A 26,785-nucleotide genomic window follows, 5' to 3' on the forward strand; every position below is an offset into this window, starting at 1 on the left:
TTAGATAAATTGAAGAATAAACCTTGGCGAAAGAGGTAAAAAGATGAAAATATTAAAAAGTACATTAGAATTAAAAAATAAATTAGGTATTGACTTTAAAGATTTAACTTTATTACAAACAGCAATAACTCATAGTTCTTACGCTAATGAAAGAAACGCTGCATTCAATGAACGATTAGAGTTTTTAGGAGATACAGTTTTAGAATTAATTATATCTGAATATTTATTTACTAATCACATAAATGAAACAGAAGGATACCTTACTAAGGTAAGAGCTTTAATTGTATGTGAAAATTCTTTATTTGAAATAGCTAAGAAGTGGGAACTAGGAAAATACATTTATATGAGTAAAGGTGAAGAATTAACCGGTGGTAGAACTAGAGTATCAATTTTAGCTGATGCTGTAGAAGCTATTATTGCTGCAGTATACTTAGATGAAGGACTTTTAGTAACTAAGGAATTTGTCCTTAAAAACTTTAACTCAATTATTATTAAAGCAGTTAAAAATGAGATAATTTTAGACTATAAGACAAAGCTTCAAGAAATATTACAAAAGAATGGAGATGTAGATATTTCTTATTCTCTTATTAATTTTGAAGGACCACCTCATAGAAGAGAATTTTTTGTGAAGGTTTTGATTAATGGAGAAGCTAAAGGAAGTGGCTCAGGGTATAGTAAGAAAGAAGCTGAACAAATGGCCGCTAGGGAAGTTTTAATTAAGAGGGGTGATATTAGTGAGTAAGAATCATTATATTATACCTATATTTGTGCCTCATATAGGATGTCCTCATACTTGTGTGTTTTGTAATCAGGATAGTATTACAGGAGATGTAGGGTCAACAGGTAGCGCAGGAAATGTAGATGGTGCTTATGTAAAAAAAACCATAGAGGACTATTTAGAAACTATAGATAGTAGTGATGCTATAATTGAGGTATCATTTTTCGGTGGTACTTTTACAGGAATTAATATGTGCATCCAAAGAGACCTATTATCAGTAGCTCAAAACTATAAAAAAATAGGAAAGATTAAATTTATAAGATTGTCCACAAGACCAGATTATATAGACCAAGAGATTTTAGACCACCTAAAAAGTTTTGATGTAGATATTATAGAATTAGGAGTTCAATCCTTAGATGAAGAAGTTTTACATAAATCAGGAAGAGGGCATAGTTCAGAAGATGTGGAGAAGGCGTCGAAATTAATAAAAGAATATGGATTTACCTTAGGGCATCAAATTATGCTAGGACTCCCAGGAGATACAAGAGAGAAGGATATTGAAACTACAAGAAAAAGTATTTCTATGAATCCAGATATCTGTAGGATATACCCATCCCTAGTTATTAAGGAAACTCCTATGGAAAAGCTCTTAAGGGAAGGCTTATATAAACCATATACTTTAGAGGAAGCTGTAGATATAAGTAAGATAGTCTATGGAATGATGGAGGGTAATGATATAAAGGTTATCCGAATTGGACTTCAACCTACAGAGGAGATTAGTGCTGATGGAGATGTGGTAGATGGACCTTTTCATCCTGCTTTTAGAGAGCTGGTGGAGAGTAGTGTCTACTGTGATATGATTTATGATTACTATAAAGATAAAGAAATGGATAAGTTCAAAATATATATAAACCCTAAAGATATATCTAAGCTTTATTCTAATAAAAAGCAATATTTTAATCTGCTTCTAAAAAAATTAAAGAGTAAAGAAATTTTTGTAACTCAAGAAAGAAATATAGGAAAGTCTTCCATAGGGTTTTATAATGGTACAAAGTTAGATATAATTAATCAGAAGGATTATTTAAAACTTAAATATCAATAAAACTTTTGATTATATAGGCTAAAGTAAATATATATTTTAAAGTATCCTAGTAAGATTATAGGATATCTTCTTTAAATTAAAGTTAGGAGTGGATTTTATGAGGATGACTAAGAAGAAAAGAGAAAAGTATATAAAAATAATAACTACTTGTATATGCATTGCTATGGCTGCAGTACTTATTTTACCTATAATCTTAGGAGCTTAGGAGTGTGAATAGATGTTCTTAAAATCTATCGAAATAAGAGGATTCAAATCCTTTGCAGATAAGACAGAGCTTACATTTAAAAAAGGTGTAACTGTAGTTGTAGGTCCTAATGGAAGTGGAAAAAGTAATATCTCAGATGCTGTAAGGTGGGTGCTGGGTGAACAAAGTATTAGGAATCTTAGAGGAGATAAAATGGAAGATGTAATCTTTGCAGGTACTCAATATAGAAAACCTGTAGGGCTTGCTCAAGTTTCTCTTACTTTAGATAATAGCGATTCTGACTTAGATATAGCCTATTCTCAGGTAACCGTTGCAAGAAGATTATATAGATCAGGTGAAAGTGAGTATTTAATAAATAATACTGTGTGTAGATTAAAAGATGTACAAGCTTTATTTATGGATACAGGTATAGGTAAGGAAGGATATTCATTAATAGGACAAGGTAAAATTGATGCAATCTTAAGTGCTAAGTCAGAGGATAGAAGAAAGTTATTAGAAGAGGCCGCAGGTATAGTAAAATATAAAACAAGAAAAGAAGAGGCTGAGAAGAAACTAGATAACACGGAGCAAAATCTTATTAGAATAAATGATATTATTTCTACCTATGAAGAAAGGCTTCCATCCTTAGAAGAAGATTGTGAAAAAGCCAAAATATTTTTAGAAGCTTCTAAAGAGATAAAAGTAAAGGAAGTTAATATAATCATAGATTTTTTGGAAAAAACTAAAATTAACATAGATAGATACAACAACACAATAAATGCTGTAACTACAGATATAGAAACCTTGAAGAAAGAAAAATATGAATTAAAACTAGCTTATGAAAATAATAATGAAGAGCTAGAAGCTTTAAATAATATTTTAGAAGAAAAGAAAAAGATTTATTATGAAAGTCAAAATAAACATCAAGGAGTAATTGGAGAAGTTAAACTCTTTGAAGAAAAAATATTACATTTAGAAGACAGTATAAATAGATTAAACAGTGAAATACTGCAAAAAAATCAATATCTTGAAGAGTCGTATTTGAAAATAGAAAACCAAAGAAAGAGTATTGCTGCCTTAAAAGAAGAAGAATTAGACATAAATAATAAAATAGAAAAAAAACAATTAGAATTAACAAATGTATTAAATAGTGTGACTAGTGATAATAATAAATTGAAGGAATTAGAAGAGATAAAATTCAAGTATTATAATAATATTAATTCTAAAACTAGCGAAATAGATATTTTAAAAAATAATATCGAAATTAGTAGTGGAAATGTAGAAAATTTAATATTAGATGTTCAAACTTTTAAAAATTCTATATTAATAAATAACAAGACTAAGAATCATTTAATAGAAGAAGAGAATAAGGCTAGTATTAGTATTGAGAAATATGAAGAGGAAGTTAAGGAAAATAGAAAAAAACTATCTAAGTGTAAGCATGACTTAGAGATCTTAGAAAAAAAATTAAAAGAAATATTGAGAGAGCAAGGAAATAAAGAAGCTAGGCTAAATGCTTTGGTAACTTTAGAGAATTCCTATGAAGGATACAATAGATCTGTAAAACTTCTAATGCAACACATAGAGAATAGTAAAGATTATAGAGCAAATGAGGATTGCTATGTACTTGGAGATATAATAAAGGTTCCAGAGAGATTTGAAAGAGCTATAGAGATTGCTATGGGAGCTAGCATATCTAATATTGTCACCAAGGATGAACACATAGCAAAAAATCTTATTAATTACTTGAAAAGTAGTAAAATAGGAAGAGCAACCTTTATGCCTGTAAATATAGTAAAGGGTAAGAACCTATTGGTAGATAAAACTGTAAGGGATACTAAGGGATATATAGGCATAGCTAGTGAACTTATAGAATTTGAAGATAAATTTAAGGGTGTAATCGATCAAGTTTTGGGCAAAACTCTTGTATGTGATACTATGGATAATGGACTGCATATATCTAAAGTTTGTGGCTATAAATATAGAATTGTTACTTTAGATGGAGAAGTCTTTAATCCGGGGGGATCACTAACGGGAGGAAGTTATTCTAAAAATGCTAACGTAATTGGTAGAAAGAGAGAAATTGAAAAATTAACTGAGGAAGTAGAAGAAAGTCACGGAGTAGTTGCTCTTAAAAATGAAGAAATAACATCAGTTAATGTTAAGATTAAAGAACTAGATGATAGAGGTCTTAACTTAAGAGATGAAATACATTACGAGAGTATTAATATAACAAAGATTAAGGGTGAAATATCAAGGGTTACAGAAGAGGAACTAAGAAACAAAAGAGAACTTCAAAAAGCTAGCGAAAATCTGGGTAAGGAAGAGGAGAAAATTAAAGCCTTAAAAGCTAAATTAACTTTTTCACAGCAGGAATTAACTGAGCTTAAAGATAAGGTAATTGAATTAGAAGGTCAATATGATGAGCATAACAATAAAACTAAAGGCAAAAATTTATATATAGATGCCATTAAAGATGAATTAACCTCTATAAAAATAAATAAAGCAAAGCTTTTAGAAGTTATAAGTAATAATATTCAAGAATTAGATAGGATGACCCAGGCAGTAGATATTGAGAAAAGGCTAATTGAAAGCAATTTAAAAAATATAGAAACATCCACTTTAGCTAAGGAAGAATATAGAATAAACATATCTAAAAGTACTGAAAATACTAAGGAAATTATTAAGTTACTTAAGGAGTTAGAGCAGTTTTTTGAAGAAACCCAAGTAGAAAAGTTAAAGATAAAAGATAAAATTCCAGTTATAACTTCAAAAATTGAAGATATTGATTTACAATTAGATAAACTAGAAAAAGAAATTCATAAAAATCAGATTTCTTTGGCTAAAATTGAATCAGAAGAAGAAGTTCTATTGAAGAAGCTTAATGAAGAGTATAATCTTACCTTTGCAGAAGGATTAAGTTTTAAACTAGAGGGTTATGATATAGCTATATTAAAGAATGAAGTTGCAGAATTGAAAAAGAGAATAACTGCTCTTGGAGTAGTTAACCTAGGAGCCATAGAAGAATTTAAAGAAGTAAATGAAAAGTATACTTTTATGAGCACACAGAGGGAAGATTTAGTTAAGTCTAAGGAAGAAATAATTGAATTCATAGGCGAGATAACTGAAAAGATGAGAGATGTGTTTATGGAGAATTTTAAGCAGCTCAGGATTTACTTCAATGACACTTTTAAGGAGTTATTTAAGGGTGGAAGTGCTGATTTAAGTCTTCAAGGTGATGATGAGCTAACCTGTAAGATTGAAATAGATGTAGAGCCACCAGGAAAAAAACTTCAAAATATAAATCTACTTTCAGGAGGAGAGAAGGTTTTATCAGCCATTGCACTACTATTTGCAATACTAAAGATGAAGCCAACTCCATTCTGTATACTAGATGAGATTGAGGCTGCGTTAGATGATGCTAATGTACTTAGATATGGAGAATTTTTAAAAAAATTCTCTGAAAACATACAATTCATAGTAATAACTCACAGAAAAGGAACCATGGAAACCAGTGATATGATTTATGGAGTTACTATGGAAGAAAAGGGTGTATCTAAGGTAGTATCCATGGAATTTAATAAGGAATAAGGAGGATTAATATGTTTGGAGGATTTTTTGATAAGTTAAAACAGGGGCTTAGCAAAACTAGAAATACTATAAATGATGCAGTGACTCAAGTATTAAAACTTGCAGTTACAATAGATGATGATTTATATGAAGAACTAGAAGAAGTATTAATAACTAGCGATATAGGGGTAGAAACCTCAGTAGAAATTATTGAAAGGCTTAGAAAAAAGGTTGTTTCTGAAAGAATCAATGATACTGAAGAAATACTTCCAGCTATGAAATCTATAATTATGGATATGCTAGGAGACTATGAAACCTCAATAATACCTGAATCAACACCAGAAGTAAGATTAGTCATTGGTGTTAATGGAGTAGGAAAAACTACATCAATTGGAAAAATGGCTGCTAGAATAAAAAATAATAATTATAAGGTTTTATTAGCAGCAGCAGATACTTTTAGAGCGGCAGCTATAGATCAATTAGAAGTTTGGAGTAATAGAGCTAATGTGGATCTGATAAAACATCAAGAGGGTTCAGATCCAGCAGCTGTTATATACGATGCAGTACAGGCTGCAAAGGCTAGAAAAGTTGATGTGTTAATTTGTGATACTGCAGGTAGACTTCATAATAAGAAAAATCTTATGGATGAACTTGGAAAGATTAATAGAGTTATCGATAGAGAGTATGGAGAAGCTAAAAAGGAAACTTTACTAGTTTTAGATGCTACTACTGGACAAAATGCAGTTATTCAAGCAAAACAATTTATGGAGGTATGTCCTATAGATGGTATAATTCTAACAAAGCTAGATGGTACAGCTAAGGGTGGTATAGTTATCTCTATAAAACATACTTTAAATATTCCAGTTAGATATATAGGAGTAGGGGAAGGTATAGATGATCTTCAAGAATTTAATTCTAGAGATTTTGTAGAAGCTTTATTTTAACTGTTAAGTAAAAATACTTGACAGCTTAAAATTAATTTGTTAATATAAGTTTTGTGAGTTGGGTGATTATATGGAAAAAAGAGTTGAAATATCAATTTTACTAGATTTTTATAACTCATTACTTACTGATAAACAAAGAGATATTATGGATTTATATTATAATAATGACTTATCTCTATCAGAAATAGCAGAAGTTAATAATACTAGTAGGCAAGCAATTCATGACTTAATTAAAAGATGTGGTAATCTTTTAGAAGAGTATGAAAGTAAACTTCACTTAATGAAAAAAACCTTAGCTATAGAAAACTCTAAGACTGAAATTATTAACAAATTAAAAGGGTTAAAAGGTACTACTTCTGAAGAAAATATAAAAAAAGAAATAGACCATATAATTAAAGATATAGAAGAGAATGTATAGGAGGTTTTCATATGGCTTTTGAAGGACTATCTTCCAAATTACAAGAGACCATAAAAAAGCTAAAGGGTAAAGGTAAGCTTTCAGAGAAAGATATTAAAGAAGCTATGAGAGAAGTAAAACTTGCTCTTTTAGAAGCGGATGTAAATTATAAAGTTGTTAAAAACTTTGTAAAGTCTGTCAGTGAAAAATGTCTTGGTGATCAAGTTATGGAAAGTTTAACACCAGGTCAGCAAGTAGTTAAAATAGTTAATGAAGAATTAACTGAGTTAATGGGAACCACTGAAAAGAAAATAGAATTTGTCAACAATGGAATAACAATGATAATGTTAGTTGGTCTCCAAGGTGCAGGTAAAACAACCATGGCAGGAAAGCTGGCTCTAAATCTTAGAAAAAGCAATAAAAAGCCATTACTAGTAGCCTGTGACGTTTATAGACCAGCAGCTATAAAACAACTACAAGTTGTAGGAAAGTCAATAGATGTACCTGTATTCACTATGGGAGATAAAAATAGCCCAGTAGATATTTCAAAAGCTTCCATTGAACATGCTAAGAGCATTGGAGCTAATGTAGTTATCGTGGATACGGCAGGAAGACTTCACATAGATGAAGCGCTAATGGGAGAACTTGAAGATATAAAAGCTTCAATAAATCCATCAGAAATTTTATTAGTTGTAGATGCTATGACAGGTCAAGATGCAGTAAATGTAGCTGAAACCTTTAATAATACACTAGATATTACAGGAGTTATCGTTACCAAGTTGGATGGTGATACCAGAGGTGGTGCTGCACTATCAATTAAGGCAATCACTGAAAAACCTATAAAATATGTAGGTATGGGAGAGAAGATGACAGATTTGGAAATCTTCCACCCAGAGAGAATGGCATCAAGAATACTTGGTATGGGAGATGTACTTTCTTTAATTGAGAAAGCTCAATCAGCTATCGATGAGAAGAAAGCTACAGAACTCGGTAACAGAATGATGAATCAAGAATTCAATCTTGAGGACTTTTTAGAGACTATGAATCAAATGAAAAATTTAGGACCTATGGGCAAGTTGGTTGAAATGATTCCAGGCTTTAATGCAAAGGAATTAAAGGGTGTGGATTTTTCACAAAGTGAGAAAAATATGGGCAGCATGGAAGCAATAATACATTCCATGACTACAAAGGAAAGAAAAAATCCAAGCATAGTGTCTTCTTCTCCATCTAGAAAGAAGAGAATTGCAGATGGTTCAGGTTCAACTATTCAAGCAGTAAATAAACTTTTAAAAGACTTCGAGATGATGAAAAAAATGATGAAACAGATGAAGGGCATGGGAGGCAAGGCTGGTAAATTTGGTAAAAAAGGCTTGTTTGGAAAATTACCTTTCTAAGTTCAAATACACATAACCTTTGAAGGAGGTGAAAATATAATGGCAGTAAAAATAAGATTAAGAAGAATGGGTGCTAAAAAAGCTCCTTTCTACAGAATAGTTGTTGCTGATTCAAGATCTCCAAGAGATGGAAGATTTGTTGAAGAGATTGGATACTACAATCCAACTACAGAGCCAGTAACTGTTAAAATCGATGAAGAGAAAGCAGTTAAATGGGTAAAAAATGGAGCTCAACCAACAGACACAGTTAAAAGACTTTTCAACAATGCAGGAATAAAATAGGAAAGTTTAATTGATTGGAGGCGCAATCCATGAAAGAATTACTTACAATTATTGCAAGGTCATTAGTTGATAACCCTGATTCAGTGCAAGTAAATGAAATTGCTGGAGAGCATTCTATAATTTTAGAATTAAAGGTTGCTGAAGAAGATATGGGGAAAGTAATTGGAAAACAGGGAAGAATAGCTAAGTCTATTAGAACTGTTGTTAAAGCAGCAGCGATTAAAGAAAATAAAAGAGTTGTTGTAGAAATAATATAAGAGTTAGGAATACCTAGCTCTTATTTTTTTATATATTGTAGTTGACAAGAATTACAAAGAATTATTATAATAAACAGAGTTTATGAAAATTTTTTATGTTAATAATATTAAGTAATTAAATAGTGAGGAGATATATGATGAGGGAATTGATGAGCGTTGGGCAGATAACTAAGCCCCATGGAGTAAGAGGAGAAGTTAAGGTACTTTCTCTAACAGATAGCTTAGAAAGATTTAGAGACTTAGATAAGGTATACATAGATGATAAAGAAATAAAAATTACATCAGTTAAGCTTCAAAAGGATAGAGCTATATTAAAAATAGAAGGAATTGATTCTATTGAAGAAGCCGAAATTTATAGAAATAAATATCTTCAAGTAAAAAGAGAAGATGCTATAAAATTACCAGAGGGTAGCTACTATGTTGCAGATTTAATGGATTGTTATGTTTATGATACAGATGGAGAAGAATTAGGGAAAGTATATGATGTTATTGCAACGGGAAGTAATGATGTATATTGGATTAAATCAGAAGGAAAAGAAGACGTGCTAGTTCCTGCTTTAAAGACAATTGTAGAAGAAGTAGATATAGAAAATAATAAAATTGTAATAAAACCAGTGAAGGTATGGTCTGAATAATGAAGATAGATATATTAACTTTATTTCCAGAGATGTTTCAGGTATTTAATCATAGTATCATAGGAAATGCTATGGAAAAAGGAATATTATCTATAAATACTACTAATATAAGAGACTTCTCTACTAATAAACATAAAAAGGTTGATGATTACCCTTATGGGGGTGGAGCAGGCATGGTGATGACCCCAGAACCCATTGTGAACTCCATAAAACATCTAAGAGAAAATAATAAAGGAAAAGTTATATTTTTAGGTCCTAGAGGTAAGACTTTAAATCAAGAGTTATGTAAAGAACTTGCCAAAGAGGAGGAATTAATATTTTTATGTGGTCATTACGAAGGTATAGATGAGCGAGTATATAAATATATAGATATGGAAATTTCTCTAGGGGATTTTGTTTTAACAGGGGGAGAAATGGCTTGCATACCTGTAGTTGATAGTATTGCTAGAATGATCCCAGGAGTTCTATCCTGTAATGAGAGTTATGAAGAAGAATCCTTTTATGAAGGATTATTAGAATATCCTCAATATACAAGACCTTTTTCCTTTGAAGGAGATGAAGTTCCAGAGGTATTAATATCTGGGCATCACGAAAATGTAAGAAAGTGGCGAAGACTTAAATCATTACTGATTACAAAGGAGAGAAGAAGGGACTTATATAAAAATGTAGAACTGACTAAAGAAGATAAAAAGCTGCTGGAGAATCATCATAAAAAGGATAAATAATATTGCACATTGAAATATTATGTGATAAAATGAGGATTGTGCTAGTACGGGCGGTCCTCTGTCACCCAATGTGAGTAAGAACGTCATAATAAATTTTAGGAGGGAATGCACAATGTTAGATATAATAAAAGCTATAGAAGCAGAACAATTAAGAACTGACTTACCTGAGTTCAATGTAGGAGATACAGTTAAAGTTCACATCAGAATTAAAGAAGGTAACAAAGAAAGAGTTCAAATATTTGAAGGTACCGTTCTTAAAAGACAAAATGGTGGAGCTAGAGAAACTTTTACAGTAAGAAGATTTGCATCAGGAGTTGGAGTTGAAAAAACTTTCCCAATAAATACGCCTGTTATAGAAAAAATCGACGTAGTTAGAAGAGGAAAAGTAAGAAGAGCTAAATTATTCTACTTAAGAGATAGAGTAGGTAAGGCTGCTAAAGTAAAAGAGAGAATGTAAGAAAATGGGGCTAGATAGTCCCTTTTTTTATTACATATATAGAAGTATTTATTATAAATGTGGTGAATACTAAAATAGTTAATTTAATATATCTAATTATAAAATTCTTAGGAGTGAGATAAATGAGTATAAACTGGTTTCCTGGACATATGGCAAAGACCAGAAGAGAAATAAAAGAAAATTTAAAGTTAGTAGATGCAATAATAGAAATTCGTGATGCAAGAATAGCTTATTCAAGTTCTAATCCAGACATTGAAGATATCTGTAGCGAGAAACCTAGAATAATATTATTTAATAAAAGCGATCTTAGTGAAGAATATGTAACAAAGAAATGGGTAAATAAATTATCAGATGATAAAACTAGAGTATTGTCTGTTAATTGCCTTACAGGATCAGGGCTTAACAAAATTAAACCCACTCTAGAAGAGCTTTTGAAAGAGAAGCATGATAGACTTAAAAGTAAAGGCGTAGTAAATATTATTACCAGAGTAATGGTTGTTGGAATCCCTAATGTAGGAAAATCTACATTTATAAATAGGATGGCAAAAAACAGTGCTGCTAAAACGGGAGATAGACCTGGTGTTACAAAGAGTAAACAATGGATAAAAACAAAGATGGGTATAGAACTTATGGATACTCCAGGGGTTTTATGGCCTAAATTTGAAGACGATACAGTAGGGCTTAATTTAGCCTTTACTGGAGCTATAAAGGATGAAATAATGGATGTTGAGGAATTGGCATTAAAGCTTATAGAAAGACTTCAAAGTACACATGGATCAAGGCTAGTGGAGAGATATAAGCTTAAAGAATTAGACGAAAATCCTCTTACTAATATGGATAACATAGGTAAAAAAAGAGGTGCTATAATTTCAGGGGGCAACATAGATTATAATAGAGTAGCTGTAATGCTATTAGATGAATTTAGGGGGGGAAAGTTAGGTCCTATTTCACTAGAGGTACCTGATACAGAAAATAAATATGAGTAGTATAAATTTTTTAAAAGAAATTAAAACTATGAGATTTAACGATATAAAATCTTCTGTCCGTGGGTTTATGTCATTAAAAGATGTAAGTAGCCATGAGGCAGATTATGAAGCTATATATCAAGTATTAAACAATGATCATAGGAAAAATGTAAGAGCTTTAGGAGAAACCCTAAGAAAATATGTGGAGCATTATAAAAATGAATATGCTAGAGTAGAAAAATTATATGATTTTGATAAAAGCTATGGATATGATATTGTAGCTGGTGTAGATGAGGTTGGAAGAGGTCCCTTAGCAGGGCCTATAGTTGCTGCTGCAGTAGTTCTTGACAATAATTCAAGAAATTTAATATTACGAATAAATGATTCCAAGAAGTTAACTAAAGAAGTAAGAGAAGAGTTAAGTGATATAATAAAAAAAGAAGCAATAAGTTATTCTATAGCCCTAAAAACCAACAGAGAAATAGATAAAGAAGGCATAGGATTTTGTAACAATGAAATTTTCAAGATGGCTGTGAGAGAACTAAAAGTTACTCCTGATATAGTATTATCAGATGGATATACTATAAGAGAATTTAACATTAGAAATGAAGCTGTAATTAAAGGAGACACTAAAAGTGCTGCCATTGCGTGTGCCTCTATAATAGCTAAAGTATATAGAGATAATTTAATGGAAGAGTATAGTAAGAAGTATACACAATATCACTTTGATAAAAATGTAGGATATGGTACTAAAGAACATATAGATGTAATAATTTGTCATGGTAGCTGTCCAATTCATAGAGAAAGTTTTCTGAAAAATATACTTAACAAATAATTAATAAAATAAAAAATACCTGAATAAAAAAGTTATCTAATTACTTTTTTATTCAGGTATTTACTTTTTAGAAAGCATTTTTAATCAGTGTAATATTAGGGGATTCACCAGAAGAAATCAGTGTTACCTCTATGGCATCAAATCTAAAATAAGATTTATGTATATTTTTTAAACAAATATAATATTGTGCAGTTTTATACAATTTTCTTTTTTTAGCATTAGTGATACTTTCTAATGGGGTACCGTATCTTTTGCTATATCGAGTTTTTACCTCTATAAAGCAAATATAATTATTATCCTTAGCTATAATATCAATTTCCCCTAACTTACATAAAAAGTTTTCTTCTAATATTATATATCCCTTTTTTTCAATATATTCTCTAGCTAGATTTTCTCCATAATTACCTATAGTTTTATTTAAAATCTTCATTTAAAACTCCCTTTAATGCAAAGAACTCTGTCTACATCTTAGACAATACAATCCAAAGCTAAACTTTGATTTAATTAAAATTTTTACAAAGTTGATTTATTCTAAATTCAATGGTCAATACTTACACTATTAAAGTTGGAAATTTATATTTAGAGGGTGAAATTATGTCAATTCAAATAAAGACTGCAGCCTTTTCTGGAGTGGAAGGTATATTAATTAATGTAGAGGTAGATATCACCTATGGGTTACCTAATTTTAATATTGTAGGTTTAGGGGATACTGCTGTAAAAGAATCTAAGGATAGAGTTAGATCAGCTATAACCAATTCTTCTTTAGATTTTCCAATTAGTAGAATAACTATAAATTTAGCTCCAGCTCATATACGAAAGGAAGGCTCACACTATGATTTACCTATAGCTGTAGGAATTCTTTTAGCAACTAATCAACTTTTCTTAGAAGAGCCAGATAATTTTATATTTATGGGTGAGTTGTCCTTAAATGGAAATGTAAATAAAATTAAAGGGGCTCTTCCCATTGTAATTGAAGGTATAAAACATGGAGTAAAGAACTATATAGTACCTATTGGAAATAAAGATGAATGTGCTTGTATTGAAGAAGCCAATATATATCCTATTAGGAATTTGAGTGAGGTAATTCATCTTTTTACTTATAAGGATGTAAAACCCTATACATTTACCAGTAGAGAAAAGTATAAAAATAATAATTGTCCATTAGATTTTGAAGATGTCATAGGACAGCAAGCAGCTAAAAGAGCATTGGAGGTTGCTGTAGCAGGAAATCATAATGTACTTATGTATGGAACTCCAGGATCGGGAAAAACTATGCTGGCAGAGAGGGTTATTTCTATTATGCCGCCTCTTACCGATGACGAAGCTCTAGAGGTTACGAAGATATATAGTATTAGTGGAGAGCTTAAGGATGAGGGATTAATGGGAAATAGACCCTTTAGGAATCCTCATCATACAATTACTAGTACTGCTTTAATTGGTGGTGGCAGAAACCCCTCAGCAGGAGAAGTATCTTTAGCTCACAATGGAGTGTTATTCCTAGATGAAATATTAGAATTTGATAAAAGGGCTCTTCAAGTTCTAAGACAGCCTTTAGAGAATAAGAGGGTAAGAATTTCAAGAGTAAATGGAACAATAACTTATCCAGCGGATTTTATGCTTGTGGCAGCTATGAATCCGTGCAACTGTGGGATGTATGGAAGTGAAACAAGGTTATGTAAATGTAGTGATAGCGAAGTGAAAAGATATTTATCTAGATTATCTGGACCTTTATTAGAGAGAATAGATATTTTCACTCCAGTAAACTCCATATCCTATGAGACTATAAATAGTGATAAAAAAGAAGAAAAATCAGAGGTTATGGCCCTTAGGATAGAAAGAGCAAGGGAGATACAAAGTGAAAGATTTAGGAATGAACATATAAAATATAATAACGATATGTCTTCTAGTCATATAAAAAAGTACTGTAAGCTTAATGGGGATTCTAATAGGATTCTTGAGTATACCTACAAAAAATACGGACTTAGTACTAGAGTTTATAATAGGATTTTAAAAGTAGCTAGAACTATTGCGGATTTAGATGGTAATAAATCCATAGAAGAAAATCATATTATTGAAGCACTTCAATATAGGAAGTACATAAGGGAAGATATAATATAAGGAATTAGGAGAGTATAGATGGTCGATTTATTTAAATTATGGATTATTACTACGGAAGTATCTAATAATATGAAAAAATACATTTATGATGAATATCATGATTTTGATACCTTGAGAAAAATGGTGATTAATGATAATATGACACTATTGCCTAAAAAAATTGTAGAAAAGTTTCAAAAGTCATATATAAAAATTGAAGAGTTGGCTGTTGAAGAATGCAAATCCATTAAGGATATACATATTTGTACTATTTATGATATAGATTATCCTATAAGTTTACTGCAGTATGAGGATGCACCTTTTGGTATATTTTACAAGGGTAATATTTCGATGGTTAATGAAAAAAAGAATATTTCTATTGTGGGTTCTAGAAAGTGTACTAGATATGGGATAGACGTAACTAATAGTATGGTGGAACAGTTAAGTCCTTATGAAATAAATATTGTAAGTGGTATGGCTAAAGGTATTGATTCTGTAGCTCATAGGGCCGCAATAAAGAACAACATTAATACAATTGCAGTTTTAGGTAGTGGCATTGATGTTATATATCCTAAAGAAAACTATAGACTTTACCATGAAATTTTAGAAAACAGTGGTTGTATAATTAGTGAGTTCCCATTGGGAACACCACCTTTAAGTAGAAATTTTCCAATGAGAAATAGAATTATTAGTGGTATGTGTGAATTGTTAGTTGTCACTGAAGGCGGAGAAAAAAGTGGGACGCTAATTACTGTAGGAGCAGCTTTAGAGCAAGGGAAAAATATAATTGTTGTGCCAGGGAGTATATTCTCCAGTGAAAGTAAAGGTACTAATAAATTAATAAAAGATGGTGCCTATGTTTATACAGACATAGAAGATGTGTTGAATTTATTGAATATTTCTAGAGTTTCCATAGATAATAAAAATATAACTACTGTAAAAAGCAAATTAGAGGAAAGAATATATCAAGTTATAGATGATAATCCTATACACATTGATAAAATAATTAAATTAGTTGATGTTGACATTAATCGATTATATAAGTTATTATTTGAGTTGCAAGTAAAAGAGGAGATTTTATGTTTAAGTGGAAACTTTTATGTTAGAATTAATAAATAGTTAAAAATTTATGAAATATTTAATAAGGTTTGTATATTATGACTTGCAATGAGATAATAATATTTTAAAATATAGTAGGATGTAGAATTTTATATATAATAAAAAGATTATGAGAAATCTGCATGGTGCTTATAAATATGTAATAAAATAAAAAATTATAAGCTATAATGGAGGGGTTAGAATGGGGCAAAAATTAGTCATAGTTGAGTCGCCAGCAAAAGCGAAAACCATAAAGAAGTATTTAGGAAAAAATTATGTAGTAGAAGCATCTATGGGTCATGTAAGAGATTTACCTAAAAGTCAGTTAGGGGTAGATATAGAAAAAAATTATGAACCCAAATACATAACTATTAGAGGTAAAGGGGAACTTTTAGATAAGATTAAGAAGCAAGCTAAAAAAAGTGAAAAAATATATCTTGCTACTGACCCTGATAGAGAAGGGGAAGCTATATCTTGGCATTTAGCTAACATATTAAAAATAGACACTGAAGAGTCATGTAGAATAGAGTTCAATGAGGTCACAAAAAGTGCTGTAAAAAATGCCATAAAATCTCCAAGAAAGATAAATGAAAATGTATTTGATGCTCAACAGGCTAGAAGAGTATTAGATAGATTAGTAGGATATGAGATAAGTCCTATACTTTGGAGAAAAATAAAGTGGGGATTAAGTGCCGGAAGAGTACAATCTGTAGCTCTTAGAATAATATGCGATAGAGAAAAGGAAATTCAAGCTTTTGTACCAGAAGAATATTGGACTGTGGAAGCAAAAGTATCTAAATTAGCAGAAACAAAAACCTTTACAGTGAAATTGCATAGTAAAAAAGGGAAAAAAATTATTATAAATAAAGAAGAAGAAGCTAATAATATTATAAAAGTTGTACAGCAAGGTGAATTTGTGGTTAAAGATATAAAAGATACAGCTAAATCTAAAAATCCACTACCACCATTTACTACTAGTACTCTTCAACAAGATGCCTATAGAAAAATAAACTTTTCAACTAAAAAAACCATGGCAACAGCACAACAGTTGTATGAGGGTATAGAAATTAAAGGACATGGAACTATCGGTCTTATTACTTATATGAGAACAGACTCAGTAAGAGTATCAGAGGAGGCTCAGGGAGCTACTCTTGAATTTATAAAAAATATCTATGGAGATAAATATGCACCAAAGGTTAAAAGAGCTTACAAAGGTAAGAAGGGAGCACAAGATGCTCACGAAGCTATAAGACCCACTAATGTAGAGATTACTCCAGAAATTGCTAAGGAAACCTTAAGCAATGATCAATTAAAGCTCTACACTTTAATTTGGAATAGATTCGTAGCTAGCCAAATGGAGTCTGCAATAATTGATACTACATCAATTTCAATAAGCAATGGGGATTATTTATTTAAAGCTTCAGGATTTAAGGTGAGATTTGATGGGTTTACTAAAATCTATGCCACTGATAATGAAGATGAGGATGGAAATGCAAAATTACCAACTTTAAATACAGATGAAAAGTTAATAGAAAAATCTGTAGATGGAAAACAACATTTTACTCAACCTCCAGCAAGATTTTCAGAGGCATCCTTAGTTAAAACTTTAGAGGAAAATGGAATAGGTAGACCGAGTACTTATGCACCTACAATTACCACCTTATTAAGCAGGAAATATGTAGATAGAGAAAAGAAGGTATTATTTCCTACGGAATTAGGATTCATAGTTAATAATATAGTTAGTGAATATTTTAAACAAATAGTTGATGTAGAATTTACTGCTGAAATGGAAAGTAAACTAGACAGCATAGAAGAAGGAAATGCTAATTGGAAATCTGTAGTAGAAGAATTCTTCGTACCACTAAAGGAAGCTATAGAAATAGCCGAAAAAGAAATAGCTAAGATAACTATAGAAGATAAGGTATCTGACATACCATGTGATAAATGTGGAAGACTTATGGTGATAAAACAAGGAAGATTTGGTGAGTTTCTTGCATGTCCAGGATATCCAGAGTGCAAAAATACAAAGACCATGGCTAGAGAATTAGACGTAAAGTGTCCTAAGTGTGGAGGAAATGTTTTAGAAAAGAGAAGCAAAAAAGGTAAGATATTTTATGGATGTGGAAATTATCCACAATGCGATTTTGTAAGTTGGCATGAACCTACAGAAAAGAAGTGCCCTCAGTGTGGAAGTGTAATGGCTAAAAGGTATAGCAAAGCAAAAGGTGATTATTTAGAATGTATTAACTCAGAATGTAAACATAAGGAGTTAACAGATAATAAATAAAATGGGTTATATTAGTTAAAAATTACCTTGAAGTAAAATTTAATTTAAAAATAGGTTAAATATGTCGAAAATTAATAAAAAACATGTTGATAGAATAAATTCTATATGTTATGATGGTATATGGCAACGAAACAATTCTAAAATTTGTGAAAGAAAAGAATATTTTGAATTATTTAAAAGGTTGCAGTGATAAATAGCATTATGAAAAATGAAAAAAGAAGAAGGAGGAATAGTGATGTCATTATTAGAAAAAACAAGAAAATTAAACAAGATTTTACAAAAGTCAGGTTCAGAACCAGTAGTTTTTGATGATATATGTGGACTTCTAAGTGAAGTGTTAGATTGTAATGTATATGTTATTAGTAGAAAGGGGAAAGTTTTAGGATATAATCTTTCCTATGGATTTGAATGCGATAAAGTTAAAGAACAAGTAGTTGAAAATAAAAGATTTCCAGAGCAATATAATGCTAAACTGCTAAATATAGATGAGACAAAGGCAAATATGCCAAGCAGTGGTATTTGTGTATTTAATGGAGAAGTTCAATGTGACTTTAAAGATATGCTATCAACTATAGTTCCTATTAATGGGAATAGAGAAAGATTGGGAACTTTATTGTTATCAAGATTTTCTAACCAGTTTACTGAAGATGATTTAGTTATTGCAGAATATAGTGGTACTATTGTGGGAATGGAAATGTTAAGAGCTAAGACTGATGAAATAGAAGAAGAAGCAAGAAAAAAAGCTATAGTTCAATTAGCAATAGGAACATTATCTTATTCAGAGTTAGAAGCTGTAGAACATATATTTAACGAACTTGATGGTAGTGAGGGACTTTTAGTTGCATCTAAAATAGCAGATAAGGTTGGAATAACTAGATCTGTTATAGTAAATGCTCTTAGAAAGTTTGAAAGTGCTGGAGTTATAGAATCTAGGTCTTTAGGAATGAAGGGTACTCACATAAAGATTCTAAATGAGAAATTAATAGATGAATTAAATAAGCTTAAATAATTTAATACAATATGTAGAAAAATATTAAAAATAAAAATCCTGATAAAGGATTTTTATTTTTAATAAAGAGGATTCTTTCAATACTCACATGTATTTTAAAAGTTTTCTAGGATACTATATGAATAGTTGTCTAGTTAAATAGTTAAATAGTTAACTATTTGTTCTATCCATGCGGGTTTCAGGGATCTATCTTTTAAAATTCTAGAATTAATATATATTAATTATGAAAAATTATAATTATTGTATTAACAGAATTTTAAATAATAAAAATTTAAAATTAACCTTGTTATTTAGAAATAAATTTGTTGAACATTGATTTTCTATGTGATATAATACACAAGGTAAGAAAATACACACACTACTGAATTTATTAAAAGGTGCTTTAAGGAGTATTTAATAAAAATGATGGTAGTGGAGGAAAAAACCAGGAGGTATATTAAAATGGCAGTTATTTCAATGAAACAATTATTAGAAGCAGGTGTTCATTTTGGACATCAAACAAGAAGATGGAACCCTAAAATGGCTCCATACATCTTCACTGAGAGAAATGGTATCTATATCATTGACTTACAAAAAACAGTTAAGAAAATTGATGAAGCATATGATTTCATAAAATCAGTATCAGAAGAAGGAAAAGATATATTATTTGTTGGAACTAAAAAGCAAGCTCAAGAAGCTATCCAAGAAGAAGCTATCAGATCAAGCATGCATTTTGTAAACAACAGATGGTTAGGTGGAATGTTAACTAACTTCAGAACTATTAAAACAAGAATAGGTAGACTTGAAGCTTTAGATAAAATGGAAGAAGATGGAACATTTGATGTTCTTCCTAAAAAAGAAGTTATTCAACTTAAAAATGAAAGAGAAAAATTAGAAAAGAACCTTGGCGGAATTAGAAACATGGATGCTAAGAATATTGGAGCTTTATTTATAGTTGATCCAAGAAAAGAAAAAAATGCTATACTTGAAGCTAAAACATTAGGAATTCCTGTAATAGCAATAGTTGATACAAACTGTGATCCAGATGATGTTGACTATGTAATCCCAGGAAATGATGATGCTATAAGAGCAGTAAAATTAATAACTGAAAGATTAGCTGATGCTATAATTGAAGCAAGACAAGGTGAAGAAGTAGCTGAATAATATAGCAACTTTCTAAGTAAATTTCAAACAGCCTCATCTATGGTTGTAAAACATATGAAATTTTAAAGGTAGATGAGAGAGAAATCTTTCATTTACCTTTTTGTTAGGAAATTAAAGGAGGAATAAAGATGATAACAGCAGCAATGGTAAAAGAGTTAAGAGAAAGAACTGGATCAGGAATGATGGATTGTAAAAAAGCTCTTAGCGAAACAAATGGAGATATGGAAAAAGCAGTAGAAGTTTTAAGAGAAAAAGGATTAGCAGCAGCAACTAAAAAAGCTGGAAGAATAGCAGCTGAAGGTATAGTTACTACTTATATATCAGAAGATATGAAAATAGGTTCTGTAGTAGAAGTTAACTGTGAAACTGACTTCGTTGCAGCAAACGATGACTTTAAAGCATTAGCAGCAAATGTAGCTAAAATGGCAGCAACTACTAATGTAACTACTGTAGAAGGATTATTAGCAGAAAAATATGTTGGAGATGAAAGCATAACTCTTCAAGACGCCGTTACAGCTCTAATTGCAAAATTAGGTGAAAACATGTCTGTTAGAAGATTTGAAAAGTTTGTAGTTGACAATGGAATAATTCAAAGCTATATCCATGGAAATGGGAAAATAGGTGTTTTAGTTCAATTAGCTTGTGAAAAACAAGATGAAGTACTAAAAACAGTTGCTAAAGATGTAGCAATGCAAGTAGCAGCAGCTAACCCATTATTCTTAAACAAAGATCAAGTAGACAATGAATCTTTAGAAAAAGAAAAAGAAATTTACAGAGTTCAAGCTCTTAACGAAGGAAAACCAGAAAACATAGTTGAAAAAATGGTTATGGGAAGAATAAGCAAATACTACAAAGAAGTTTGCTTAGTAGATCAAGTATGGGTTAAAAATGGAGATTACACTATAAGCAAGTATCTTCAAGAAGAAGGAAAGAAACTTGGAGCAACTATGGAAGTTGTTAAATTTGCAAGATTTGAAAGAGGCGAAGGAATCGAAAAGAAAGAAGAAAACTTTGCTGAAGAAGTTCAAAGACAAATGCAAGGAAAATAATACAAGATAATATTAAAGAGAACCTAGGTTCTCTTTTTTTAAAATCTACATGTATTATAATAACTATATAACTAGAGAAAGTCATATTTATATTGAAGTATCTAATGTAATTTCTATGGTTAATTTTGGTTATTAGTTGGTAAAATACAAAAATATGGTGTAAATATATTGAGTTGGAGGTATAATATATATATGGAAACTGCGAAATATAAAAGAGTCATGCTTAAACTTTCAGGAGAGGCATTAGCGTCAGAGAAGGGGTATGGCATTGATTTTGATACAGCGAACACTATTGCTTTACAAATTAAGAAGTTAGTTGAAATGGGTGTTGAAGTAGGTGCAGTTGTTGGTGGCGGCAACATATGGAGAGGTAGAAGTGGTGAAGGCATGGATAGAACTACCGCGGACTATATGGGTATGCTTGCTACATGTATAAATGCTTTAGCATTACAAGACTCCTTGGAAGCTATAGGTGTTAATACAAGGGTTCAAACAGCTATTGAAATGAGAGAAATAGCAGAGCCTTACATTAGAAGAAGAGCAATGAGACATCTTGAAAAGGGAAGAGTTGTAATATTTGCAGCAGGAACAGGAAATCCATATTTCTCCACAGACACTACAGCAGCTTTAAGAGCAGCAGAAATAGAAGCTGAAGTTATTTTGCTTGCTAAAAAAGTTGATGGGGTATATGATAAAGATCCTCATAAACATGAGGGTGCAGTTAAGTTTAATAATTTATCTTATATTGAGGTATTAGAAAAAGGATTGCAGGTTATGGATTCTACTGCTACATCCCTATGTATGGATAATCAAATACCTATTCTAGTATTTGGTTTAGATGAGCCTCATAATATTATAAGAGCGGTAAAAGGTGAAAATATTGGTACTTTAGTATCATCTAATATATGTAAATAATTGATGGAGGTAATTTTATGGTAAAAGATATCATTAAAAATGCTGATGAGAAAATGAACAAAACTATTTTAAGCTTACAAAATGAGCTTGGAACATTAAAAGCTGGAAGAGCAAACCCTACAATGCTTGATAGAATATTAGTAGAAAGTTATGGAACAATGGTACCTCTTAACCAAGTAGGGAACATATCTGCTCCAGAGCCAAGAGTTCTTCTTATTCAACCATGGGACAAAAGTTGCATGAAAGATATAGAAAAAGCAATTTTAAAATCAGATCTAGGTATTAATCCTAGTAATGATGGCCAGGTTATTAGACTAATTGTTCCAGAATTAACTGAAGAGACTAGAAAAAATTTAGTTAAATCAGTTAAAAAATGTGGTGAAGATGCTAAGGTTGCTATCAGATCCATAAGACGTGATGCAAATGATAAGATTAAAAACTTAAAGAAAAATAGTGAAATCAGTGAAGATGAATCTAAAAAAGCTGAAGATCAGATTCAAAAAGAAACTGATAAGTTTATCAAATTAATTGATAAGGCTATAGAAGAAAAAGAAAAGTCAATAATGTCAGTATAATATGTAAGATAAAACCTGCAAATATTGCAGGTTTTATTATTATGTATTTGTGATATAATAGCATCATGATTACTTGAAATGGAGAGGTATATTTTGGATATATTTAAGTTTAAAAAAGACGCAATTAAAGAAAAAATACAATTAGATATGGAGCGAATCCCTGCCCATATAGCTATAATTATGGATGGGAATGGTCGTTGGGCTAAACAAAGAAAACTTCCAAGAACTATGGGGCATAGAGCTGGTATGAAAAATATTAAAATGATGGTGGAGGAGTCTAGTAATCTTGGAGTTAAATATTTAACATTATATGCTTTTTCAACAGAAAATTGGAAGAGAACAAAAGAAGAAGTGGGAGCTTTGATGGACTTAGTAGTAGAGTTTATAAATAAGGAATTTGAGGAGCTACATAGAAATAATGTGAAACTTAATTCTATAGGAGATATAAGTAAACTTCCTGAGAAATCAAAGGCTGCCGTAGAGGATGCAATGTATAAAACTAGAAATAATACAGGTTTAACTCTTAACATAGCCTTAAATTATGGAGGAAGAGATGAGATTGTAAAAGGGGTTAAAGAAATAGCTAAGGAAGTATTAGAAGGAAAGTTACAAATAGATAACATAGATGATAAAATCATATCAGACCATTTGTATACTAGTGGTATGCCAGATCCTGATATTATTATAAGGCCCAGTGGAGAATTAAGACTTAGTAATTATTTATTATGGCAAAGTGCTTATTCTGAATTTTGGTTTTCCAATATAAATTGGCCTGACTTTACAAAAGAAGATTTGAGAAGAGCAATTAGTGATTTTCAAAAGAGAGATAGAAGATTTGGTGGAGTATAGTAAGAGGTGAGGCAAATGAATAAAAGATATATAGGGGCAATAATATTAGCTCCTCTATTACTATTTATATTTTTAGGGGGGTATTTTTTAAAGATTTCTGTAGTTTTATTATCCCTTGGTGGAATGTATGAATTTTATAAGGTAAGCAAAGTGGATGGATATAAACCTATATCTATAGTAGGATATTTATTATGTTTACTTTATTATATCTATTTAGGACATGGATTTAATTTAAACGTTGCTGTAGGTGTATTTATCCTTGTAGTATTCCTTTTAATGATAGTTCCGGTATTTGATACTGATAGAAACTTCATTGATGTAGCATTGACCATATTACCTTGTTTTTATGTAGGCATATTTTTTAGTTTTATATTATTACTTAATAATATGGAAAATGGAAACTTCTTCATATGGCTTATATTTATATCCTCATGGGGATGTGATACTTTAGCTTATTATTTTGGTAGATATCTAGGAAAACACAAATTAAATCCAAGGGTTAGCCCTAAAAAAACCATAGAGGGAGCCATAGGCGGACTTATAGGAAGTATTTTAGGATGTACAATTTATGGATATATTATAACTAAATTTGGAGTAGTAGTCCCACTATATAACTATATGATAATTGGTCTATTAGGTGGAATTTTTGGACAGTGTGGAGACTTGGTGGCATCTTCAATAAAAAGACATGCGGGTGTTAAGGATTACTCAAATTTGATTCCTGGACATGGTGGTATATTAGATAGGTTCGATAGTATATTGCTAGTATCTGTGGTGGTATATTATTATATTAATATTTTTGTAGCGTAATTATAAGAAATTATTAAGGTATTATTAATTTAAGGGGTTTCTCAAAAAATTTACAAGTCTTTAAGTACTGAGCAGGAAAAAGATAAGTGATCCTCGACATTTGCTTAAGATTAGTTTGTTTTGGGAAATCCCTTTTTAATTTTTGCTTCTTTAAAATTAATTTAGCTATTGGTATTAAAATTAATTTAACTATTAGTATTTTGTATTATTACATATTATAGGGTATAATGTTTTTAGATAAAATTAAAGGAGCGTTAACAGTGAAAAACATAAGCATACTTGGAGTTACTGGTTCCATTGGAACACAGGCGTTAGATATAATAAGAAATAAAGAAAATAAAGTAAACCTAATAGGGGTTACAGCTCATAGAAACTTTAAAGGATTAGTGGATATTATAGAAGAGTTTAGTCCAAAATATATAGGTATAACAGATGAGAAATGTTATGAAGCTATAAAGGAGTATTGTGAAAGAGAAAATAAACAAGTAAACCTATTTGGTGGAGAAGAAGCGCTAGAAAAAGTTGCTACTTTAAAAGAAATAGATACGGTTTTGACTTCTGTAGTAGGAATTGCAGGATTGAAACCAACTATTAAGGCTATTGAAGCTAAGAAAAATATAGCATTAGCTAATAAAGAAACCTTAGTAGTTGCTGGAGATATAGTTATGGCAAAGGCAAAGAAAAATGGTGTTAAAATTCTTCCAGTGGATTCAGAGCATGGAGCTATATTTCAATGTATTCAGGGTAATGAAAAAAAAGATATAAATAAGATAATACTTACTGCTTCAGGTGGGCCATTTAGAGGTAAAACTAGAGATGATTTGAAGGAAATTACCCCTAAAGAGGCTTTAAAACATCCTAAATGGAACATGGGAAGAAAGATTTCTATAGATTCATCAACCTTGGTAAACAAGGGATTAGAAGTTATAGAAGCACACTTTTTATTTGGAGTTGGATATGATGACATTGAAGTTATAGTTCATCCACAAAGTATTGTACATTCCATGGTAGAGTATAAAGATGGTTCAATTATTGCTCAATTAGGAAGCACAGATATGAGGTTACCTATCCAATATGCCTTAAGCTATCCTGATAGAAGGACAGCTATAGCAGATAAGTTAGATTTTAAAACCGTTTCAAGCTTAACCTTTGAACAGCCCGATATAAACACTTTTAGATGCTTAGAATTAGCATTTAAAGCAGGAAAACTTGGTGGTAATATGCCAGCAATTTATAATGGAGCTAATGAAATTGCAGTAGAATTATTCCTGGATGCAAGGATTAAGTATCTACAGATTGAAGAAATAATAGAAGCTGCCATGAATAAGTTTCCGCATGTGAAAAATCCAGATTTACAGCAAGTTTTAGACATAGATAAGCAGGTTAGGGAATATGTTTTAAAGAGATATGTATAAGTGAATAGAGTGGAAGGGGAGAAAAATATTGCAAAGTATTATAGGTAATATACCGTATTTTTTAATGGCTTTACTTGCATTTAGTGTATTAATTATAGGTCATGAGTTTGGACATTTTATAATGGCTAGAGTTAATGGTGTAAAGGTCCTCGAATTTTCCTTAGGTATGGGACCAAAGTTATTTTCTATTAAGGGGAAGGAGACAGAGTATCTTATTAAAGCACTTCCAATTGGTGGTTATGTAAAAATGTATGGAGAAGAAGATGATGTAACTGTAGTGGATGACAGGGCTTTTTCTAATAAGACTTCCTTTCAGAAGTTAACTATTGTAGCAGCAGGTCCTATAATGAATTTTATAATAGCTATACTATTCTTTAGTTTAGTAGGAGGTATTCAAGGACATTCTACTAACGTTGTAGATAAAGTAATAGAAAATTCACCAGCCATGGAAGTGGGAATAAAAGCTGGAGATAAGATTACAGAAGTCAATGGTAAGATGGTTACTACCTGGGAAGAATTTCTTACTGAGATTTTTACAGGAGAAGGAAAGCCCGTTAATATGGAAATAGAGAGAGAGGGACAAAAAATAAAATTTGATTTAGTACCATCCTATAATGAAGGAGAAGAAAGATTTCAAGTTGGGATATATTCTAAGGTTGTAAAGCCTAACTTTATTGAATCTATAAAATATGGACTTAATCAAACGGGAAGCACCATAAGACAGACCTTTGGTTTTTTTGGTCAACTGTTTAAAGGAAATGTTTCTGCTGATGATGTAGGAGGTCCTATAAGCATTATGAAAATTTCAGGAAGAGCTGCTCAGCAAGGAATTCTTACCTTATTAAATATTATGGCTTTATTCAGTGTTCAACTAGCAATATTTAATGTAATTCCCTTCCCTGCCTTAGACGGTGGATGGATATTTCTATTACTATTCCAGATCATAACTGGTAAGGAAGTAAATAAAGAAAAGGTTGCAACAATTAATTACTATGGATTTTTAGCATTGATGTCTCTTATGGTTTTGGTATTGCTAAAAGATATTATAAATCCTATTCAGTTTTAGGAGGAAA

The 26,785-nt window shown here is 30.7% G+C and carries 26 protein-coding genes; 25 read left to right on the plus strand and 1 reads right to left on the minus strand.

Annotated features, from left to right (window positions below):
* The first annotated feature begins 43 nt into the window (after positions 1-43).
* The 13 genes from rnc to B3B03_RS03210 all read left to right on the plus strand — a co-directional run bounded on the left by rnc (position 44) and on the right by B3B03_RS03210 (position 12,465).
* Positions 44-742: a ribonuclease III gene (gene rnc / locus B3B03_RS03150; protein WP_346848351.1), complete on the plus strand. Its 699-nt coding sequence runs from the start codon at positions 44-46 to the stop codon at positions 740-742.
* Complete coding sequence (locus B3B03_RS03155; RefSeq protein ID WP_346876459.1) at positions 735-1,820, plus strand: elongator complex protein 3; 1,086 nt, start codon at positions 735-737, stop codon at positions 1,818-1,820. The genes rnc and B3B03_RS03155 overlap by 8 nt, the downstream gene beginning before the upstream one ends.
* 217 nt (positions 1,821-2,037) lie before the next feature.
* Complete coding sequence (gene smc / locus B3B03_RS03160) at positions 2,038-5,595, plus strand: chromosome segregation protein SMC (protein WP_346876460.1); 3,558 nt, start codon at positions 2,038-2,040, stop codon at positions 5,593-5,595.
* An 11-nt stretch (positions 5,596-5,606) separates the two neighbouring features.
* Positions 5,607-6,518, plus strand: a complete 912-nt coding sequence (gene ftsY / locus B3B03_RS03165; protein ID WP_346848354.1) for a signal recognition particle-docking protein FtsY — start codon at positions 5,607-5,609, stop codon at positions 6,516-6,518.
* Positions 6,519-6,588: 70 nt separating this feature from the next.
* Positions 6,589-6,936, plus strand: a complete 348-nt coding sequence (locus tag B3B03_RS03170) for a putative DNA-binding protein (protein ID WP_346848355.1) — start codon at positions 6,589-6,591, stop codon at positions 6,934-6,936.
* A gap of 11 nt (positions 6,937-6,947) precedes the next feature.
* Positions 6,948-8,309 (plus strand): signal recognition particle protein, encoded by a 1,362-nt coding sequence (gene ffh / locus B3B03_RS03175; RefSeq protein ID WP_346876461.1) that lies wholly within the window; start codon positions 6,948-6,950, stop codon positions 8,307-8,309.
* A gap of 39 nt (positions 8,310-8,348) precedes the next feature.
* On the plus strand, positions 8,349-8,591 hold the full coding sequence (rpsP, locus tag B3B03_RS03180) for a 30S ribosomal protein S16 (RefSeq protein ID WP_035132758.1): 243 nt from the start codon (positions 8,349-8,351) through the stop codon (positions 8,589-8,591).
* Positions 8,592-8,620: 29 nt separating this feature from the next.
* A complete protein-coding gene (locus B3B03_RS03185) occupies positions 8,621-8,848 on the plus strand; it encodes a KH domain-containing protein (protein WP_035132761.1) in 228 nt (75 codons plus the stop codon).
* 137 nt (positions 8,849-8,985) lie between these two features.
* Positions 8,986-9,483, plus strand: a complete 498-nt coding sequence (gene rimM, locus B3B03_RS03190; RefSeq protein ID WP_346876462.1) for a ribosome maturation factor RimM — start codon at positions 8,986-8,988, stop codon at positions 9,481-9,483.
* Complete coding sequence (gene trmD / locus B3B03_RS03195) at positions 9,483-10,208, plus strand: tRNA (guanosine(37)-N1)-methyltransferase TrmD (RefSeq protein ID WP_035132765.1); 726 nt, start codon at positions 9,483-9,485, stop codon at positions 10,206-10,208. The genes rimM and trmD overlap by 1 nt, the downstream gene beginning before the upstream one ends.
* A 112-nt stretch (positions 10,209-10,320) precedes the next feature.
* Positions 10,321-10,665 (plus strand): 50S ribosomal protein L19, encoded by a 345-nt coding sequence (gene rplS / locus B3B03_RS03200; RefSeq protein ID WP_035132767.1) that lies wholly within the window; start codon positions 10,321-10,323, stop codon positions 10,663-10,665.
* Positions 10,666-10,787: 122 nt separating this feature from the next.
* A complete protein-coding gene (ylqF, locus tag B3B03_RS03205) occupies positions 10,788-11,651 on the plus strand; it encodes a ribosome biogenesis GTPase YlqF (RefSeq protein WP_035132769.1) in 864 nt (287 codons plus the stop codon).
* A 67-nt stretch (positions 11,652-11,718) separates the two neighbouring features.
* Positions 11,719-12,465, plus strand: coding sequence for a ribonuclease HII (locus tag B3B03_RS03210; RefSeq protein WP_414632764.1), 747 nt, complete (start codon positions 11,719-11,721; stop codon positions 12,463-12,465).
* 67 nt (positions 12,466-12,532) lie between these two features.
* On the opposite strand, the gene B3B03_RS03215 is transcribed toward B3B03_RS03210, so the two are convergent.
* Positions 12,533-12,895: a YraN family protein gene (locus B3B03_RS03215; RefSeq protein ID WP_346848358.1), complete on the minus strand. Its 363-nt coding sequence runs from the start codon at positions 12,893-12,895 to the stop codon at positions 12,533-12,535.
* A 164-nt stretch (positions 12,896-13,059) separates the two neighbouring features.
* On the opposite strand from B3B03_RS03215, the gene B3B03_RS03220 reads away from it, so the two are divergent.
* From B3B03_RS03220 to rseP, 12 genes are all read left to right on the plus strand, one after another.
* A complete protein-coding gene (locus B3B03_RS03220; protein WP_346876463.1) occupies positions 13,060-14,583 on the plus strand; it encodes a YifB family Mg chelatase-like AAA ATPase in 1,524 nt (507 codons plus the stop codon).
* Positions 14,584-14,601: 18 nt separating this feature from the next.
* Complete coding sequence (gene dprA / locus B3B03_RS03225; protein ID WP_346876464.1) at positions 14,602-15,681, plus strand: DNA-processing protein DprA; 1,080 nt, start codon at positions 14,602-14,604, stop codon at positions 15,679-15,681.
* 181 nt (positions 15,682-15,862) lie between these two features.
* Positions 15,863-17,947 carry a type I DNA topoisomerase gene (gene topA / locus B3B03_RS03230; protein ID WP_346848361.1) on the plus strand — a complete coding sequence of 695 codons (2,085 nt, stop codon included), beginning with the start codon at positions 15,863-15,865 and terminating at the stop codon, positions 17,945-17,947.
* Between the two features lie 232 nt (positions 17,948-18,179).
* Positions 18,180-18,956 (plus strand): GTP-sensing pleiotropic transcriptional regulator CodY, encoded by a 777-nt coding sequence (gene codY, locus B3B03_RS03235; RefSeq protein ID WP_346876516.1) that lies wholly within the window; start codon positions 18,180-18,182, stop codon positions 18,954-18,956.
* Positions 18,957-19,397: 441 nt separating this feature from the next.
* The gene (gene rpsB, locus B3B03_RS03240; RefSeq protein ID WP_035132782.1) at positions 19,398-20,099 is read left to right on the plus strand and encodes a 30S ribosomal protein S2; all 702 of its coding nucleotides are present in this window, start codon (positions 19,398-19,400) and stop codon (positions 20,097-20,099) included.
* Between the two features lie 128 nt (positions 20,100-20,227).
* A complete protein-coding gene (gene tsf / locus B3B03_RS03245; RefSeq protein WP_035132784.1) occupies positions 20,228-21,148 on the plus strand; it encodes a translation elongation factor Ts in 921 nt (306 codons plus the stop codon).
* A 192-nt stretch (positions 21,149-21,340) separates the two neighbouring features.
* Positions 21,341-22,063: a UMP kinase gene (gene pyrH, locus B3B03_RS03250; protein ID WP_035132786.1), complete on the plus strand. Its 723-nt coding sequence runs from the start codon at positions 21,341-21,343 to the stop codon at positions 22,061-22,063.
* A gap of 17 nt (positions 22,064-22,080) precedes the next feature.
* On the plus strand, positions 22,081-22,638 hold the full coding sequence (gene frr, locus B3B03_RS03255) for a ribosome recycling factor (protein WP_035132788.1): 558 nt from the start codon (positions 22,081-22,083) through the stop codon (positions 22,636-22,638).
* A gap of 90 nt (positions 22,639-22,728) precedes the next feature.
* A complete protein-coding gene (locus tag B3B03_RS03260; RefSeq protein WP_414632763.1) occupies positions 22,729-23,487 on the plus strand; it encodes an isoprenyl transferase in 759 nt (252 codons plus the stop codon).
* 15 nt (positions 23,488-23,502) lie between these two features.
* Positions 23,503-24,297 carry a phosphatidate cytidylyltransferase gene (locus B3B03_RS03265; protein ID WP_346876466.1) on the plus strand — a complete coding sequence of 265 codons (795 nt, stop codon included), beginning with the start codon at positions 23,503-23,505 and terminating at the stop codon, positions 24,295-24,297.
* Between the two features lie 260 nt (positions 24,298-24,557).
* On the plus strand, positions 24,558-25,712 hold the full coding sequence (locus B3B03_RS03270; RefSeq protein ID WP_346876467.1) for a 1-deoxy-D-xylulose-5-phosphate reductoisomerase: 1,155 nt from the start codon (positions 24,558-24,560) through the stop codon (positions 25,710-25,712).
* 64 nt (positions 25,713-25,776) lie between these two features.
* Complete coding sequence (gene rseP / locus B3B03_RS03275) at positions 25,777-26,778, plus strand: RIP metalloprotease RseP (protein ID WP_346848508.1); 1,002 nt, start codon at positions 25,777-25,779, stop codon at positions 26,776-26,778.
* The last annotated feature ends 7 nt before the right edge of the window (positions 26,779-26,785 follow it).

Source organism: Clostridium sp. UBA5712 (genome assembly GCF_002419845.1).
GTDB classification, from domain to species: Bacteria; Bacillota; Clostridia; order Clostridiales; family Clostridiaceae; genus Clostridium_J; species Clostridium_J sulfidigenes.